Annotated in this window: 14 protein-coding genes; all 14 read right to left on the bottom strand. The window is 65.7% G+C overall.

Annotation, left to right across the window (positions count from 1 at the left end):
• Positions 1–11: 11 nt before the first annotated feature.
• The 14 genes from GS424_RS11795 to murC all read right to left on the bottom strand — a co-directional run bounded on the left by GS424_RS11795 (position 12) and on the right by murC (position 13781).
• A complete protein-coding gene (locus GS424_RS11795) occupies positions 12–1019 on the bottom strand; it encodes an ABC transporter substrate-binding protein (protein ID WP_160942820.1) in 1008 nt (335 codons plus the stop codon).
• Positions 1020–1055: 36 nt separating this feature from the next.
• Complete coding sequence (nirJ2, locus tag GS424_RS11800; RefSeq protein ID WP_160942819.1) at positions 1056–2054, bottom strand: putative heme d1 biosynthesis radical SAM protein NirJ2; 999 nt, start codon at positions 2052–2054, stop codon at positions 1056–1058.
• 152 nt (positions 2055–2206) lie between these two features.
• Positions 2207–2977 (bottom strand): MerR family transcriptional regulator, encoded by a 771-nt coding sequence (locus GS424_RS11805; protein ID WP_160942818.1) that lies wholly within the window; start codon positions 2975–2977, stop codon positions 2207–2209.
• Between the two features lie 277 nt (positions 2978–3254).
• Positions 3255–4061, bottom strand: coding sequence for a DivIVA domain-containing protein (locus GS424_RS11810; RefSeq protein WP_160942817.1), 807 nt, complete (start codon positions 4059–4061; stop codon positions 3255–3257).
• Between the two features lie 45 nt (positions 4062–4106).
• Positions 4107–4367 carry a YggT family protein gene (locus GS424_RS11815; RefSeq protein WP_154333874.1) on the bottom strand — a complete coding sequence of 87 codons (261 nt, stop codon included), beginning with the start codon at positions 4365–4367 and terminating at the stop codon, positions 4107–4109.
• Between the two features lie 61 nt (positions 4368–4428).
• The gene (locus tag GS424_RS11820; protein ID WP_160942816.1) at positions 4429–5373 is read right to left on the bottom strand and encodes a cell division protein SepF; all 945 of its coding nucleotides are present in this window, start codon (positions 5371–5373) and stop codon (positions 4429–4431) included.
• Between the two features lie 74 nt (positions 5374–5447).
• Positions 5448–6152 (bottom strand): YggS family pyridoxal phosphate-dependent enzyme, encoded by a 705-nt coding sequence (locus GS424_RS11825; RefSeq protein ID WP_160942815.1) that lies wholly within the window; start codon positions 6150–6152, stop codon positions 5448–5450.
• Between the two features lie 5 nt (positions 6153–6157).
• Positions 6158–7006: a purine nucleoside phosphorylase YfiH/LACC1 family protein gene (locus tag GS424_RS11830; RefSeq protein WP_160942851.1), complete on the bottom strand. Its 849-nt coding sequence runs from the start codon at positions 7004–7006 to the stop codon at positions 6158–6160.
• A 14-nt stretch (positions 7007–7020) separates the two neighbouring features.
• Positions 7021–8142, bottom strand: a complete 1122-nt coding sequence (ftsZ, locus tag GS424_RS11835; protein WP_160942814.1) for a cell division protein FtsZ — start codon at positions 8140–8142, stop codon at positions 7021–7023.
• A gap of 152 nt (positions 8143–8294) precedes the next feature.
• A complete protein-coding gene (locus tag GS424_RS11840; protein WP_160942813.1) occupies positions 8295–8951 on the bottom strand; it encodes a DUF4276 family protein in 657 nt (218 codons plus the stop codon).
• Positions 8952–8956: 5 nt separating this feature from the next.
• Complete coding sequence (locus GS424_RS11845) at positions 8957–10240, bottom strand: AAA family ATPase (RefSeq protein WP_160942812.1); 1284 nt, start codon at positions 10238–10240, stop codon at positions 8957–8959.
• Between the two features lie 131 nt (positions 10241–10371).
• A complete protein-coding gene (locus tag GS424_RS11850) occupies positions 10372–11445 on the bottom strand; it encodes a cell division protein FtsQ/DivIB (protein WP_160942811.1) in 1074 nt (357 codons plus the stop codon).
• The gene (gene murB, locus GS424_RS11855; protein WP_160942810.1) at positions 11399–12325 is read right to left on the bottom strand and encodes a UDP-N-acetylmuramate dehydrogenase; all 927 of its coding nucleotides are present in this window, start codon (positions 12323–12325) and stop codon (positions 11399–11401) included. Before murB ends, GS424_RS11850 begins: the two co-directional genes overlap by 47 nt.
• Positions 12326–12332: 7 nt before the next feature.
• Entirely contained in the window at positions 12333–13781 is a 1449-nt protein-coding gene (gene murC, locus GS424_RS11860) for a UDP-N-acetylmuramate--L-alanine ligase (protein WP_160942809.1), read from the bottom strand.
• Between the last annotated feature and the right edge of the window lie 61 nt (positions 13782–13842).

A 13842-nucleotide genomic window follows, 5' to 3' on the forward strand; every position in this document is an offset into this window, starting at 1 on the left:
CGGCCTTCCGCCTACGCGTACAGGGCGTCGAACAGCACCTGGTAGCTCTCGTCCCAACGCTCGTTCGGCTTGTACTGGAACAGGTGCGGGTCGAGCGCGACGTAGCGCCCGTTCTGCACCGCATCGAGGGTCGCCCAGGCGGGGTTCGCCGCCGTCTGGTCTTCGAGCGCCTTCATGGCAGCCGCGTCGTCGTTGCCCATGGGCACCACGAAGATGAAGTCGGGGTTCATCTCGATGATCGATTCCAGGCTGAAGTCCTTGAGCAGGCTGGGGTTCTCGTCGGCCAGGTTCTTCACGCCGAGGTCGGCCAGCATGGCGCCCGTCATCGTGGAGGACGCCTGCACGCGGGTGCCGCCCGAGTACGTGGTCAGCACGAGGGCCGTCGGCGCCTCGCCCGCGGGCACCTGGGCCGTGATCGCGTCGATGCGGTCCGCCGTGGCCTGCGCGTTCTGCTCGTACAGGTCGTCGCGGCCCGTGATGTCGCAGCAGGTGCGCAGCATGCGCTCGTAGTCCTCGAACGTCGTCACCTGGAAGCACGCCACCGGGATGTCCGACGCGGCGAGCGCCGCCTTGAGGTCGGCTTGGTTCGAGTCGCCGCCGCGGCCGCCCGACCCGCTCGTCATGATGACGAAGTCGGGTTCGAGCGCGATGATGGACTCGAGGTTCGGGCTGGCGAAGTCGCCCACCTTCTGCACGTTCGGGGATACGAGGTCGTAGCCGGACAGCGTGAACGCGTCGTCGGAGGCGCCCACGAGCGTGCCGCCCGCAAGCTCCCACATGCTGGCGAAGCTGCCCATGCACGCCACCACGCGCTGCGGGTTCTCCACGGTCACCTCGGCGCCCGTGTCGTCGGTGAACGTGACCGCGCCGGCCTGCGGGGACTGCCCGGCCTCCGCCTGCGGGGCGCTCGCAGCGCCGCCCGTTTCGGGCTGGGAGGTCGAGCAGCCGGCGAGGATCATCGTCGCGGCGAGGGAAGCGGCGACGGCGGTGGGCACGATGCGTTGGGAGATGATGGTCATGGGAGGGTCCTTTCGATAGCGGTGGTCAGACGGCGCTTACGCGCGTACCAATGCGTTGCCGTGCGCGCAGTAGTCGTCCTGGGCGAGGATGTCGCCTTCGTGGTAGTAGGCGGCGCGGGCGCGGCAGCCGCCGCAGCCTTGCGCGTAGTCGCACGTGCCGCACGAACCGGAATACGCCTGGGTGCGCAGCTTCTCGAACACGGGGCTCGTCTTCCAGATCTCGTCGAAGGGCTGTGCGCGCACGTCGCCCGCCTCCTCGGTCATGTAGGCGCAGGGACGCACGATGCCCTCGCTGCCGATGACGCAGTACGTGAGGCCCGCCAGGCAGCCGCGCTCGAAGCGCGTGTCCACGCCGAGCTGCTTCGCCACGCGCGTGAACTGGGGCGCGCACGTGGGCTTCACGTCGATCGGCACCTCGGCCGCCTTGCGCATGATGTCGTTCAGCAACTTCTCGTTCTCCAGCACTTCGAGCGACGTCTCCTGGATGAACTTGCCGCGGCCCACGGGGATGAGGAAGAACACGTAGTGGGCCATCGCGCCGATCTCGACGGCGAAGTCGGTGATGGCGCACACCTCGTCGCGGTTCCAATCCACCACGGTGGTGTGCAGCTGGAACGGCAGGCCGGCCTGCTTGCAGGCCTCGATGCCCGCCATCGTGAGATCGTAGGCGTGCTCGAGCCCGCGGAAGCGGTCGTGCTTGGCCGCGTCGAGGCTGTCCACCGAGATGCCCATGGCGCAGGCCCCGGCCTCTTTCAGCCGCAGCGCGACCTCGGGCGTGATGAGCGTGCCGTTCGAGCCGAACACGGGACGCAGCCCGGCGTGCGCCGCATGCGCCACGAGCTCGTAGATGTCGGGGCGCATGAGCGGCTCGCCCCCCGAGAAGATCACCACCTTGAAGCCGGCGCGGGCGATCTCGTCGATCATCTTCTTGCCCTCGTCGGTCGAGAGCTCCCGGTCGGTGGCCTCCTCGGCGTCCTGGTAGCAGTGAACGCATTTGAGGTTGCACTTGTTCGTCGTCATCCACGACACGAGCATGGGCGTATCCTTTCTTCGGTGCGGCAGGCCTTGGTCGGCGGCGCTGCCGTGGTTGCTGAAGCCGAACGAGGGTATGACGTGCCGTGCGGGAGCCGCAAAGGGAGGGAGGAGAGATGAGGTTTGCGGCGCCCGCACGGCGCCGAGATCGCGGCTTAGTCGGCCGGATCGGGGTGGGAACGGTACGAGGCGACGATGGCCTCCAGGTGGTCGAACACCGCTTGGCGCAGCTCGTCGAACGATCCGTCGCCGCCCGCGTGCGGGGCGATGTTCTCCATGAGGATGAAGTTCTGCTCGGTGCGCGCCGTGTCCTGCTCCATGTCCAGGTCGAGGTAGCGTTTGGCCAGCTCGCGGTTGCGCTCGCTGTCCACGGGCTCGCCGGCGGGCATGAGGCGGATGGTGTCGGCGATCAGCTCGTGCCACTTCGACACGGACTCGCCGCGCGCCACCTGCTCCTCGACGGCCTCCTCGGCGGCCGGCGCGTCGTCGCGGATGCAGGTGAGGCGCCAGAAGAACTGGCTCTCGCCCTGGCAGCGCTCGATGGTGTCTGCCATGGCTTCCCAGTTCACGGACGACTCGGCAAGCGATTCGTCGTGCAGGGAGCGCAGCGTGGTCATACGCTTGAACAGCGATTGGAACTGCTCCTCGATGGCGTCCATCTGCTCGCCGGCCAGCTCCTGCAACGCGGCCGATTCCCGGTAAAGAGCTGCATCGGATTTGATCTGGGCCAGCGACAGCCCGAGGTACTTCAAGGTCAGAATGCGATACAGGTCTTTCACGTTGTCGTCGGTGTACAGACGCTGGTTCTGCGGGCCCTTCGCCGACGGCGACAGCAGGCCCTGCTGGTCGTAGTACTGGATGGTGCGCACCGTCACGCCGACGCGCCGCGCCAACTCGCCGATAGTCAGGTAGTTCCGATCGGTCATGGATGCTCCTCTGCGACCTCCGCGAACACGGCCGCCGCACGCTCGTCTCTCGTCTTGCCGCGCGCCCCCGCGCGCTCGAACTGCAACCGAGCATACGCGATGACGCTACGTCACCGTCAACGGTCTACAGAAGATAGCGACAAAAATCGGGGAAATCCCTACGCGCGGGAGGGCAATCGCGCGCGCCGGCACCCCTTCCTACGCGCAAAAAAACGCGCCCCCGGGAGGGGGCGCGTTCGTCGTTGCCGAGCACGCGACGCTCGAGCCTGCGGCTGCGTTAGTCGATTTCCTCGAACTCGAAGGCATCGTCGGCATCGCCGAAGCCGGACAGGTCCTTCTCGACGCCCGAGGGCATCGGCGTGGCCGGGGCGGCCACCACGGCGCCCGTCGCCTGGGGCACGGAGTACGCGCCGGCGCCGTCGCGGTTGATGGGAGCCTGGGCCGGAGCCGTCACGCGGCCCGTGGCGCTGGCCTCCACCACGTCGATCGTGCGCGCATGGGCGCTGACCGGCGCGGGGGCGGATACCGAGCCGCCGATCTCGGCCAGCTTGCGCGTGGCATCGCCGATGAAGTCGGTGAGCAGGTCCTTGTAGTCCTCGCGCACGTCCTCGCGGTCGTCCTCGAGCTTCTTGATGGCGTCGAGCACCTTCTGGCGCTCGGCCTCGGCCTTGTCGACAATGCGCGTGCCTTCGTCCTCGGCGTCCTTGATGGTGGCCGCGGCCTGGGCGTTCGCGTTCGCGATGATCTCGTCGGCAGAGCGCTGCGCGATGATGAGGGCCTGGGCGATGGCGTTGTCGTCGGCCTTCTTCGCCTCGAGCTGGCGCTCAAGGTCGGCGATGCGCTCGTCCTTCTCGGCCAGCGCGGCGTCGTCCACCACGACGGCGGGAGCCTCGACGCGAGCCGGCGTATCGAAGCCGTCGAACTTGCGGTCGTCCAGCTGGTTCTCGAGCTGGGAGATCTGGGCGTTCATGCCGTCGATCTCGTCGGCGACATGCTCGAGGAACACGTCGACTTCGTCGACGTCGTAGCCCTTCCGGTCGATCGAGAAGCTCTGGTTGTGTATCTCAGCCGAGGTGATAGCCATCTGTAGTCCCTTCGTCTTGTTCGCGTGCGAACATGATTCTACGCATTAAAACAAGTTTATCAGTAAACGTACTCCTAATTGTAATACAAGCAGCGCAATGATGGGCGTAACGTCCACCATACCTCCAAGCGGGGGTATCAGCTTCCTGAATAGGTTGAGGTACGGGTCGCACACTTTGCCCAGTACCCGGTTGATGTCCGCCAAGATGCCCCGATCCGTGGGAAACCACGACATGAGCACGTAGACGAACAGCACCATACTGTACGCGTCGGCAAGCGACACGATAAGGTATTTGATGCTCAACATGCGTTTTGCTCCTTAGAACGTCGGACGGCCGCGGCCGCGCCGGCGACAATCGAATGAGGAATCACAGCACGCCCTGCCCGCGCAGGCTCATGCGCTCGGCGTCGGTGAGCGCCGCTCCGCGCGAGATGGCGAACACCTTGTCGGCCACGCAGTCCACGCTGGCGTCGAGGGCGCTCGACACGCCGAACGAGAAGTCGAGGATGCGCTTCGACAGGTTGTCGGGCGTGTTGCGCAGCGCGAGCACCACGACGTCGCCCGCCTTGAGCGCCTTCGCGATGCGTTCCACCTCGCTGTAGCTGGCCGGCTTGAGCACGGTGACCGAGCGGGAGGGGTTGTGCTTCGCGGCGCCCGTGCCCGCGTAGGCGTCGAACGGGTCGAACGCGGTGGTCGTGGCCGTGGCGGTGGCCACGGTGGCGCCGGAGGCGGTGGTGGTCGTTTGCACGGAGCCGCCCGAGATGGGGGGCATCGAGCCCAGCGTGTCGTCAGACGTGGAGGTGAACAGCGAGTTCAGGCTCTCCGAGCGCTCGCGGTTCGCCGCGGCGGTCGCGCGCGCGATGGGCGTGTTCGCCGGCGCGGGCTGCGCCGCGTCCACCATGGTGCGGTCGCCGCGGTAGGAGCCGCTCGAAGCCGCGGTCACGCGGCGCGGCGGCAGCGGATCGCGGTTGAGGCTCTCGGGCACCTGGGTGTGCGCGCGCACGTCGTCGATGGACACGAGCTTCGGCGGCGTCACGGACGAGCCGCGCGCCGAAGAGCGCCCGTGCGAGGCGCGTGCGGGGCGCGACGTCACGGGTGCGTAGGGCTCGTAGCGCGAGCCGGGCGCGTCGTCGGCGGGGAAATCGTCCTCGTTGTAGTCGGGGCCGTACTCGCCGTACTCCTCGTTGTAGTCGTCGAATCCCTCGTCGTAGTAGCCGTCGTCGTACTGCTGGTTGGCGTCGGCGAAACCGAGTTTCGATTTGATTCCCTCGAGCATTCCGTGCTCCGATTTCTTGATCTTTGGCAGCTCCATACCGTTCACCTGCTTCGTTTCTTATCCGGCGGTCCAGCCGCCGCTGCGTTCAGCGTCATGGCCGCGCCGCGCTCTCACGCGCGCGCGATGCCCTCGAAAGCGTCGTCGAACAGGGCTCGCCCGATGCGCACTATGGTAGCGCCCTCGGCTATCGCCTCATGCCAGTCTTCGCTCATACCCATAGAAAGCTCATCGAATACCGCGGCTCGGTCGGCGTCGAGGCCGCGCCGCAGGTCGTCCCGCAAACGGGCCAGGTCCGCGAAGCACGCGCGGGCGCGCTGCGCGTCGCCCTGCGGCGCCATCGTCATGAGGCCGCGCACGCGCACGTGCGGAAAGCCCGCGCAGTATGCCAGCATGTCGGCGACCTCGCTCGGCGCAAGGCCGCTCTTGCTCTCTTCGCCCGACACGTTCACCTCGAGCAGCACGTCCTGGACCTTGCCCGCAGCCGCGGCCGCGGCGTCGAACTTCGGCACGTGGCGCTGCTGGTGCAGCGAATGCACGAGCGTCGCGTCGCGCACGATGTCGGGGATGCGGCGCGATTGGATGTTGCCGATGAAATGCCAGGTCTGCTGAGGGAAGCGCGCACGCTTCTCCTCGAGGGAGTCCGGGCGGTTCTCGCCGAAGTCGTGCGCGCCGGCGTCGATGGCCTCGGCCACCTCGTCGGGTCCCACCGTCTTCGACACCGCCACCACGACCACGTCGCGCGGATCGCGCCCGCACGCCTCGCAGCAGGCGGCCGCCTCGGCGATCGTGCGCTCGTAGCGCTCCTTGAATCCCATGTCGATCACCTCACCTTCCGAAACGCCACCGCGCCATGGCGACCGCACGTGCCGCCCGAGGCGCGGTACGAGAAGTACTCGTCGCTCGAACACACCGTGCACGCCCCCGCGTCGGCCACGCGCGCGCGGTCGACGCCGGCCTCCTCGAGGCCGATCGTCAGCGCCTCGAGCAGGTCGACATGGCGCTCGTCGGGGATGCAGGAGGACCCGAAGCGGTCCTCGAAGCGCTTGCGCACGTCGGCGCCCGTCTCGAAGCAGGATGCGTGGATATGCGGGCCCACGTACACGTTGTAGCCGCCTGCGGCATCCGGCCCCAGCTCGGCGGCGTCGACACGCGCGAGCGCGCGGACGGCCTTCGCGGCCACGCCGCTCTCCACGCCGCGCCATCCGGCGTGCGCCACCGCGAAGCGGCCCGTGGGCGACACGACGATCACGGGCACGCAGTCGGCGAAGCACAGCAGCGCCGCCACGTTCGCCACGTGCGCGACGAGGGCGTCCGCCCCGGCGCGCGCCGCATCGCGCGCGGCGGCCAGCGCCTCCGGCGACGCGTCGTCGAGCTCCACCACCTCGTCGCCGTGCACCTGGCTCGGCACCACGAGCGGCACGTCGGCCGCGTCGAGCGCCTCCAGCACGAGCGCGCGGTTGCGCTCGACGGCTTCGGCGTCGTCGCCCACATGGTTTCCCAGGTTGAGCGCGGCGTACGGGCCCTCGCTCACCCCGCCTTCGCGCCCGGTGAACGCGATGCGCACGCCCGTGCGCTCGTACAGGGCGTCGTCGGTGAGCGCAGGAAGACAACGCGCGCCGAATCGGCGCGCGGTCATCTTCGGGATGGGCAGTTGTCGGGTCGCGACCATCAAGCGACCGCTCCTTACCGCTGGCGCTTCAGGAAGTCGGGGATGTAGTCCTCGTCGGCGAAGCGGCCGTCGCGCGAAGTCGTGGAGAACGTCACGGGAGGAGCGGAGGGCATCGGCTCGGGCGCCGTCGTGGAGGCGAACAGGTCCTTGCGCGAGAAGTCCATGGAGGACTGTTGCGAAGAACCCATCTTAAAACCCGTGGCGATCACCGTGATGCGCACCTGGTCCTGCATCGACTCGTCGATGATCTGGCCGTAGATGATGTTGGCGCTCTCGTCGGCGCAGGCTTCCACCGTGCGCGCGGCCGCGTCCACCTCGGTGAGCGTGAGGTCGGGGCCGCCGGCGATGGAGAACAGCACGCGCGACGCGCCCGCGATGGACGCCTCGAGCAGGTTGGAGTTCGTGGCTTGCTGCGCCGCGTCGAGGGCGCGGTTCTCGCCGGAGGACAGGCCGATGCCCATCATGGCGGTACCGGCGTCCTTCATGACGGTGCGGATGTCGGCGAAGTCGAGGTTGATGAGGCCCGGGATGGTGATGAGGTCCGTCACGCCCTGGATTCCCTGGCGCAGCGTGTCGTCGGCGATGCGGAACGCGTCGAGCATGCTCGTCTTCTTGTCGACGATCTCGAGCAGGCGGTCGTTCGGGATGACGATGAGCGTGTCGACCTTCTGAGACAGCAGGTCGATGCCCTGATCGGCCTGGTTGCGGCGGGTGCGCCCCTCGAAGGAGAACGGCTTGGTGACGATACCCACCGTCAGCGCGCCGATTTCCTCGCGGGCGATCTCCGCGATGATGGGCGCCGCGCCCGTGCCGGTTCCGCCGCCCTCGCCGGCCGTGACGAACACCATGTCCGCCTCGGCGAGCGCCTCGCGGATCTCCGCGCGGCTCTCTTCGGCCGCCTGGCAGCCCACTTCGGGGTTCGCGCCGGCGCCGAGGCCGCGCGTCAGCTCTTCGCCGATGTGGATCGTCTTGTCGGCATCCGACATGAGCAGAGCCTGCCGGTCCGTGTTGACGGCTATGAACTCGACTCCTCGCACGCCCGCTTCGACCATGCGGTTCACGGCATTCGTGCCGCCGCCACCGACGCCGACGACCTTGATGACCGCCAAATGCTCGGAACCTATCTTGTTTGGCATTGTATCCTCCACACCTGCTGCGTTTTCAAATGCTGCGTTTCCCTTCGTGGGCACAGTTCACGTGCGGTTATTGTACACGATGCGTAACCATTTGCAAATTACGCTGCGGTAATGAAAACCGTACGTTCACAATATACCAGCGACAGGAGTCATCATGCAGTTTGCTCGGCAATACCGGAAATTGTATCCCTAAAATAGCAAAAACTCGGCGAACAGTTGTTTGATTTGTCCATATACGGGCTTATCTGCTCGGCCCAAACAGACTTCTCGAATCCGATAGCCCGCCCTCCTTTCTTCGAAAGCGCGCCCGATCCTCCAGCGTAAACGGCGTCGGCGAGCTTTTCCCATGTTCCGCAAATCGAATCATTCGCATAGGCGTTCAAAACGGGGTCTTTTGCATGCGGAAATGCCTTTTTAATAGCAGGAATATCCCCAAGAAACCACGCTTCACCTTCTTCGATTGCGATGCAAAACTCTCTTCTTAGCCGCGAATCGCATTCAATCGCCAGAAGCTCCCGCTTGAATGAACTCAGGCACCTTTTGTCGAGATCGCAAATCACGATAATCGCAATGGGGTAAAACTCTTGCCGATCAGCATATGCTTCCGCATATCCACGAAGCAGACGAGGCACCCTGTCGAGTAGAATTCGTTTCTGAGGATCGGTTTTTCCTTTCAGATTAGCAGGAATCTGGCCAACGCTTTTATAAGAGATCACCCTGAAAGTATGCTTTTCACCGATGATCTTCGGAACGAGAATGTCTAGGGCTCTTTTACCAGATTGGTCTTCCACCAAGATTTCAAAATGCAATCTGCTCACCTCGCATCGAGGTAGTCGCTGTACCAGAGACCGCCCAGTGGCAGACCTTCGGCCACTAAGCTCATAACCAGCGGATCGTCGCTCGCCCTGCGAACCGTGGAGAATCCATCGCAGCCCTTCTCAAGTATCCAAACCTCGCCTGGCTCCATAGCGTCGACGAAATACGGTTGATGGGTCGTGACGAACACCTGCGAGCCGCCCTTCCGGCCCGTTGCATGCTCTCGAAACTCCACCGCCAAAGACTCGAGCAGTTTGTGGTATAAGCCGTTTTCCGGCTCCTCGATACACAAAAAAGGCGGCGGCGTGGGATCTTCCAGAAGCAGAAGATAGGCGAACACCTTGAGCGTGCCATCTGACATCTGCTGTGCGTAAAAGGGATCCCTAAATCCCCTGTCGTTGAATCGAAGCAGCAGACGTCCATCGTTTGTCAGCTCGGTGTCGATTCCGTCCACACCGGGGATCTTGCTGGCAATTGCCTTCAAAATGTTACGGAAGTTTTTCGGATGCTCGCGTTCCATGTACTGAACAACGTTACCGAGATTGTCTCCATGCGTGTTCAGGTGCTTCTGGGGCCCCGCAAGAGGAAGACTGCGCGCTGCGTCGGGGGTAAAGTAGCTGAGATACCAACCTTCGATGAATATCCGAAATCTAGAAATGCGAGGATGTTGCTTCAAAGAGCCGAGCGTTGCTATTCCAAGCTTGCGCCGATCCTCCAATTCAACGACTTCGGTCTCTTTCGATTCTTCTTCGTCTCCGATTGAATCCATAAGGCTCTTAAGATCGAATTTGCCCTCGGATTCGTCGATCTGATAGCCCTCTTGCTCTCCTTTCCAAACGACCCCTTTGCCCTCGTCTAAGATCAGAAACGAAAACGGATGACCGAATTTTTGACCCTTTCTTCGCTGCCTGAGGCGCTCTTTTTGAACGTATGGTCTTCCCGTCGAATCAACATCGATTGCAAGCTCATATGTAATTGGACGAGCATTGCCGTCTTCCTTATAGTAGACTTCGAACTCGATCGGACCGCTTTCCCCTTGAGAGAGGATCCTCGAGAACCCGCCCCGCCCACGTGTGTCACATGCCTCTTCGACGCCAGACTTGAGACAGTCAGCCAAAAACCCAAAGGCATCAAACAGGGTGCTTTTGCCAACCCCATTTTTGCCGATGACCGCAGTCATCGGCGTAAGAGGGGCCGACTCGCGCTGATTCCATAAACGGCCGAGCGTAACGTCTTTCAATGTTTGAAAGTTTTTGACTCGAAAACCCTCGATCTTCGCCATGATTTGCCTCTCTGATAACGTCGTAGCTCGAAATATAATACGTCATTCGCTTTATACGGGCCAATACGAAGCGCCGTCTTCATCGGCAATACCACCAAGATGCCACCTGATCGCACCCCAGCGAGCAAACCTTAGAGCGCCCTCCAGGTGGGACGGTCCACCACGCGCACGTTGATGTAGGCGAGGCCGTCGGGATGCTCTTCCATGATCTCGAGGCAGACGCGCTCTTTGTCGCGGATGTTCTCCGCCGTGCCGAACACGATCTCCACGCCGCTTTCCAGCGTGAGCGTGGTGGACTCGGTCTCGGTGGCCGCGACCTTCTTCACCTGTCCCGCCAGCTCGGTGGTCATGCCGGCCACGATGTCCAGCGCGTTGCTCACGCTGGCGTCCGAGCAGTACGCGCCCACCTCGGGCCGCGTGCCGTAGGGCACGTCGGTGATATGCAGCACGGTGGCGGCGTCCTCGTACACCTTCGGGCTCGTCCGCTTGCCGGCCTCGGAGTTCTGGTCGGGGATGGGCATGAGCCACATGCCGTCCGACGCGATGGCCCACGCCTGCGTCGACTCGGCGTTCTCGGTGGGCACGTCCACCACCGCCGCGATGGTGCGCTCGGTGACGGCCAGCTCGAGCGTGTTCGGGAACACGCGGTTCACCGACACGTCCTCCACCCAGGCGTCCTGGAGCAGCCGGTCGCGGATGCCGGCGGCGTCCACGCGCAGCAGCGTGGTGCCGGCGGGCACGCTGGCCAGCTCCGACATGTCGGTGGCCGTGAGGTGCTCCACGCCGGTGACCGAGACGTTCTCGATGGTGAACAGGCTGGAATAGTACACGGCGAAGCCGCCGACGACCACCGCGAGCACGCACGCCGCGATGATGCCGATGCGCACGAGGTAGCGCCGGTAGGTTTTCTGCGCCCGCGACGAGCGCTCGGCGCGGTCGAGGTCGCCCACGCGCACCGACGACAGCGACGGGCGGCCCTGGCTCGCGCGGCGCTGCGGCAGCTGGCCGCCGGGCATGGCGCGGTAGGTGCCAGGCGTCGACGAGCGCGGCGTGGAGCTGCGCGGCATGCCGCCGCGCGCGGACGAGCGCGGCGCGGCGCTCGCGGGCCGTGCGCTCCTGCCGGCCGAGCCGGAAGCGCGGCTGCTGCGGGAGGTCGCTTTACGCGAACCCGAGGAAGCGGACTTCCGGTTGTAATTCGATGCCATACGTCTCGTACACCTTTGCCTTGACCAGGTTGATCAGTTCTATCACGTCGCGCGCGGTGGCGTTGCCCGTGTTCACGATGAAGTTCGCATGCACGTCCGACACGCTTGCGCCGCCGATGGCCAGGCCCTTGAGCCCGGCTTCTTCTATGAGCGCGCCCACCTGGGCGCCCTCGGGGTTGCGGAACACGCTTCCGCACGACGGCAGCGACAGCGGTTGCGTCTTCTTGCGCCGCGCGTGCGAGGCCTCCATCTTACCGCGGATGAAGAACGGGTCGGCAGGCTCTACGGAAAGTTCGCATTCGACGATCACTTCGTCCTCGGCGAACGAGCTGGAACGGTAGCCCCACGCGATCTGGTCGCCGTCGCGGCGCACGAGCCCCGCTTCGGGCGACAGCGTGGTCACCGACACCACGCGCGAGCCGATCCACTCGTCGCGCGAGCCCGCGTTCATGCGCAGCGCGCCGCCCACGGTGCCCGGCGTGCCCACGGCGAACTCGAAGCCCGCCAGCGAGCGGCGGAACGCCTCCTGCACCACCGACGACAACGGCACGCCCGCTCCCACGCAGAAGCTGTGCGTGTCCTCGTCGTAGCGGCACGTGCGGAAATCGCGCCCGAGCGTGATGACGACGCCGGGGAATCCCTCGTCGGCGACGAGCAGGTTGCTGCCCCGGCCGATGGCCACCCACGGCACGCCGCCCGTCTCGCACACCGTGACGAGCCGTTTGAGCGCGCCGACGGAGGCCACCTGCACGTAGAAGCGCGCGGGCCCGCCGATGCGGTACATGGTGTGCCGGGCCATGGGCTCGGACGGGTACACGTCGCCCTCGAACGCGTCGTCGACGAGCAGCGCCTCGAGCGGCGAGGTATGGCGCGCGGTCATCGCCGCATCACGCCTGCTGTCGCGTCGCAGCCGATGCGGCGGCGGGCACGGCGGCGCCCGTCTGCGAAAGCGCGTCGATGAGCTGCGGTCCGATGGCGGTCACGTCGCCGGCTCCCATGGTGATCAGCAGGTCGCCTTCGCCCAGCTTGCCGGCGAGGTACGGCACCACCTCGATGCGGCGCGGCACGTAGGCCGCCTCGGGATGGCCCGCATGGTCGAGCACCACGTTGAGGAACGTCTTGCCCGACACGCCGGGAACGGGCGCCTCGCCCGCCGGGTACACGTCCATGAACGTGACCGCGTCGGCCGCGTCGAACGCCCGGCCGAAGTCGTCCTTGAGCACCTCGGTGAACAGCGGCGCACGGGAGTAGCGATGCGGCTGGAACAGCACGTGCACGTGCGCGAAGCCCAGATGCGACGCGGCCTCGATGGTGGCGGCGATCTCGGTGGGATGGTGCGCGTAGTCGTCGACCACGGTGACGCCGGCGGCCTCGCCCACGAGGTCGAAGCGGCGCTTCACGCCGGCGAAGTCGGCCAGCGCGGCCGCGGCCTGGGCCGGGTCGTAGCCGAGCGCCCACAGAAGGCCGATGACGCCGGCGGCGTTCAGCACGTTGTGGCGGCCCGGGTTCTGCTTGATGCGCGCCTGCACGACGCTCCCGTCGGGCAGCGCGAGCGCGAAGTCGCTGCCCACGCCGTTCGGCGCGTACGCGCTGATGCGCAGGTCGCACGCGTCGTTGAAGCCGTAGGTGAACAGGCGCTTGCCCGAGGCGCGGGCCACGCGCACGAGCTCCTCGTCCTCGCCGCAGGCCACGACGACGCCCCCGTCGTCGGGAACCGAGCCGATGAACGAGGCGAACTTCTCGTAGATCTCGTCGAGGTCGCGGTAGTGGTCGAGGTGGTCCGCCTCGATGTTCGTCACGAGCACGGCGCGCGGCGCCAGGTGCATGAACGACTTGTCGCTCTCGTCGGCCTCCACCACGTAGTGCGCGCCCGTGCCCGAGTGCGCGTTCGTGCCGTAGGCCCGCACGATGCCGCCGATGAGGAACGTCGGGTCCTCCCCCATGCCGTCGAGCACGCTGGCCAGCATGGACGACGTGGTGGTCTTGCCGTGCGTGCCGGCCACCGCGAGCGTCTCGAGGCCCACGCCCAAATGCGCGAGCATCTGCGCGCGATGCCAGATGGTCAGGCCGCGCGCCTTGGCGGCGGCGAGCTCGGGGTTGTTGTCGAGGATGGCGGTGGACACGACGATCACGGGGTCGCCGGCGGGGATGTTCGCCGGGTCGTGGCCGATGTGCACGTCGATGCCCGCCTCGCGCAGCTGCTTGGTGTAGCGGCTCTCCTTGAGGTCGGTGCCGCTCACGCGCATGCCCTGGTCGAACGCGACGCGCGCGATGCCGCTCATGCCGACGCCGCCGACGCCGATGAAATGTACCTGATCGATGTGCATGGTGTCCATAGTGCGTCCTCGGTCTCTCTCCTGTACTGCGAACCGCTATTGTACCCTATCGCGCCCGCGC

Source organism: Eggerthella guodeyinii, assembly GCF_009834925.2.
Taxonomy (GTDB): Bacteria; Actinomycetota; Coriobacteriia; order Coriobacteriales; family Eggerthellaceae; genus Eggerthella; species Eggerthella guodeyinii.

Coding starts and splice junctions, on each gene's coding strand:
- GS424_RS11795 (WP_160942820.1), bottom strand. CDS start 1,019: ATGACCATCATCTCCCAACGCATCGTGCCCACCGCCGTCGCCGCTTCC.
- nirJ2 (WP_160942819.1), bottom strand. CDS start 2,054: ATGCTCGTGTCGTGGATGACGACGAACAAGTGCAACCTCAAATGCGTT.
- GS424_RS11805 (WP_160942818.1), bottom strand. CDS start 2,977: ATGACCGATCGGAACTACCTGACTATCGGCGAGTTGGCGCGGCGCGTC.
- GS424_RS11810 (WP_160942817.1), bottom strand. CDS start 4,061: ATGGCTATCACCTCGGCTGAGATACACAACCAGAGCTTCTCGATCGAC.
- GS424_RS11815 (WP_154333874.1), bottom strand. CDS start 4,367: ATGTTGAGCATCAAATACCTTATCGTGTCGCTTGCCGACGCGTACAGT.
- GS424_RS11820 (WP_160942816.1), bottom strand. CDS start 5,373: ATGGAGCTGCCAAAGATCAAGAAATCGGAGCACGGAATGCTCGAGGGA.
- GS424_RS11825 (WP_160942815.1), bottom strand. CDS start 6,152: ATGGGATTCAAGGAGCGCTACGAGCGCACGATCGCCGAGGCGGCCGCC.
- GS424_RS11830 (WP_160942851.1), bottom strand. CDS start 7,006: ATGGTCGCGACCCGACAACTGCCCATCCCGAAGATGACCGCGCGCCGA.
- ftsZ (WP_160942814.1), bottom strand. CDS start 8,142: ATGCCAAACAAGATAGGTTCCGAGCATTTGGCGGTCATCAAGGTCGTC.
- GS424_RS11845 (WP_160942812.1), bottom strand. CDS start 10,240: ATGGCGAAGATCGAGGGTTTTCGAGTCAAAAACTTTCAAACATTGAAA.
- GS424_RS11850 (WP_160942811.1), bottom strand. CDS start 11,445: ATGGCATCGAATTACAACCGGAAGTCCGCTTCCTCGGGTTCGCGTAAA.
- murB (WP_160942810.1), bottom strand. CDS start 12,325: ATGACCGCGCGCCATACCTCGCCGCTCGAGGCGCTGCTCGTCGACGAC.
- murC (WP_160942809.1), bottom strand. CDS start 13,781: ATGGACACCATGCACATCGATCAGGTACATTTCATCGGCGTCGGCGGC.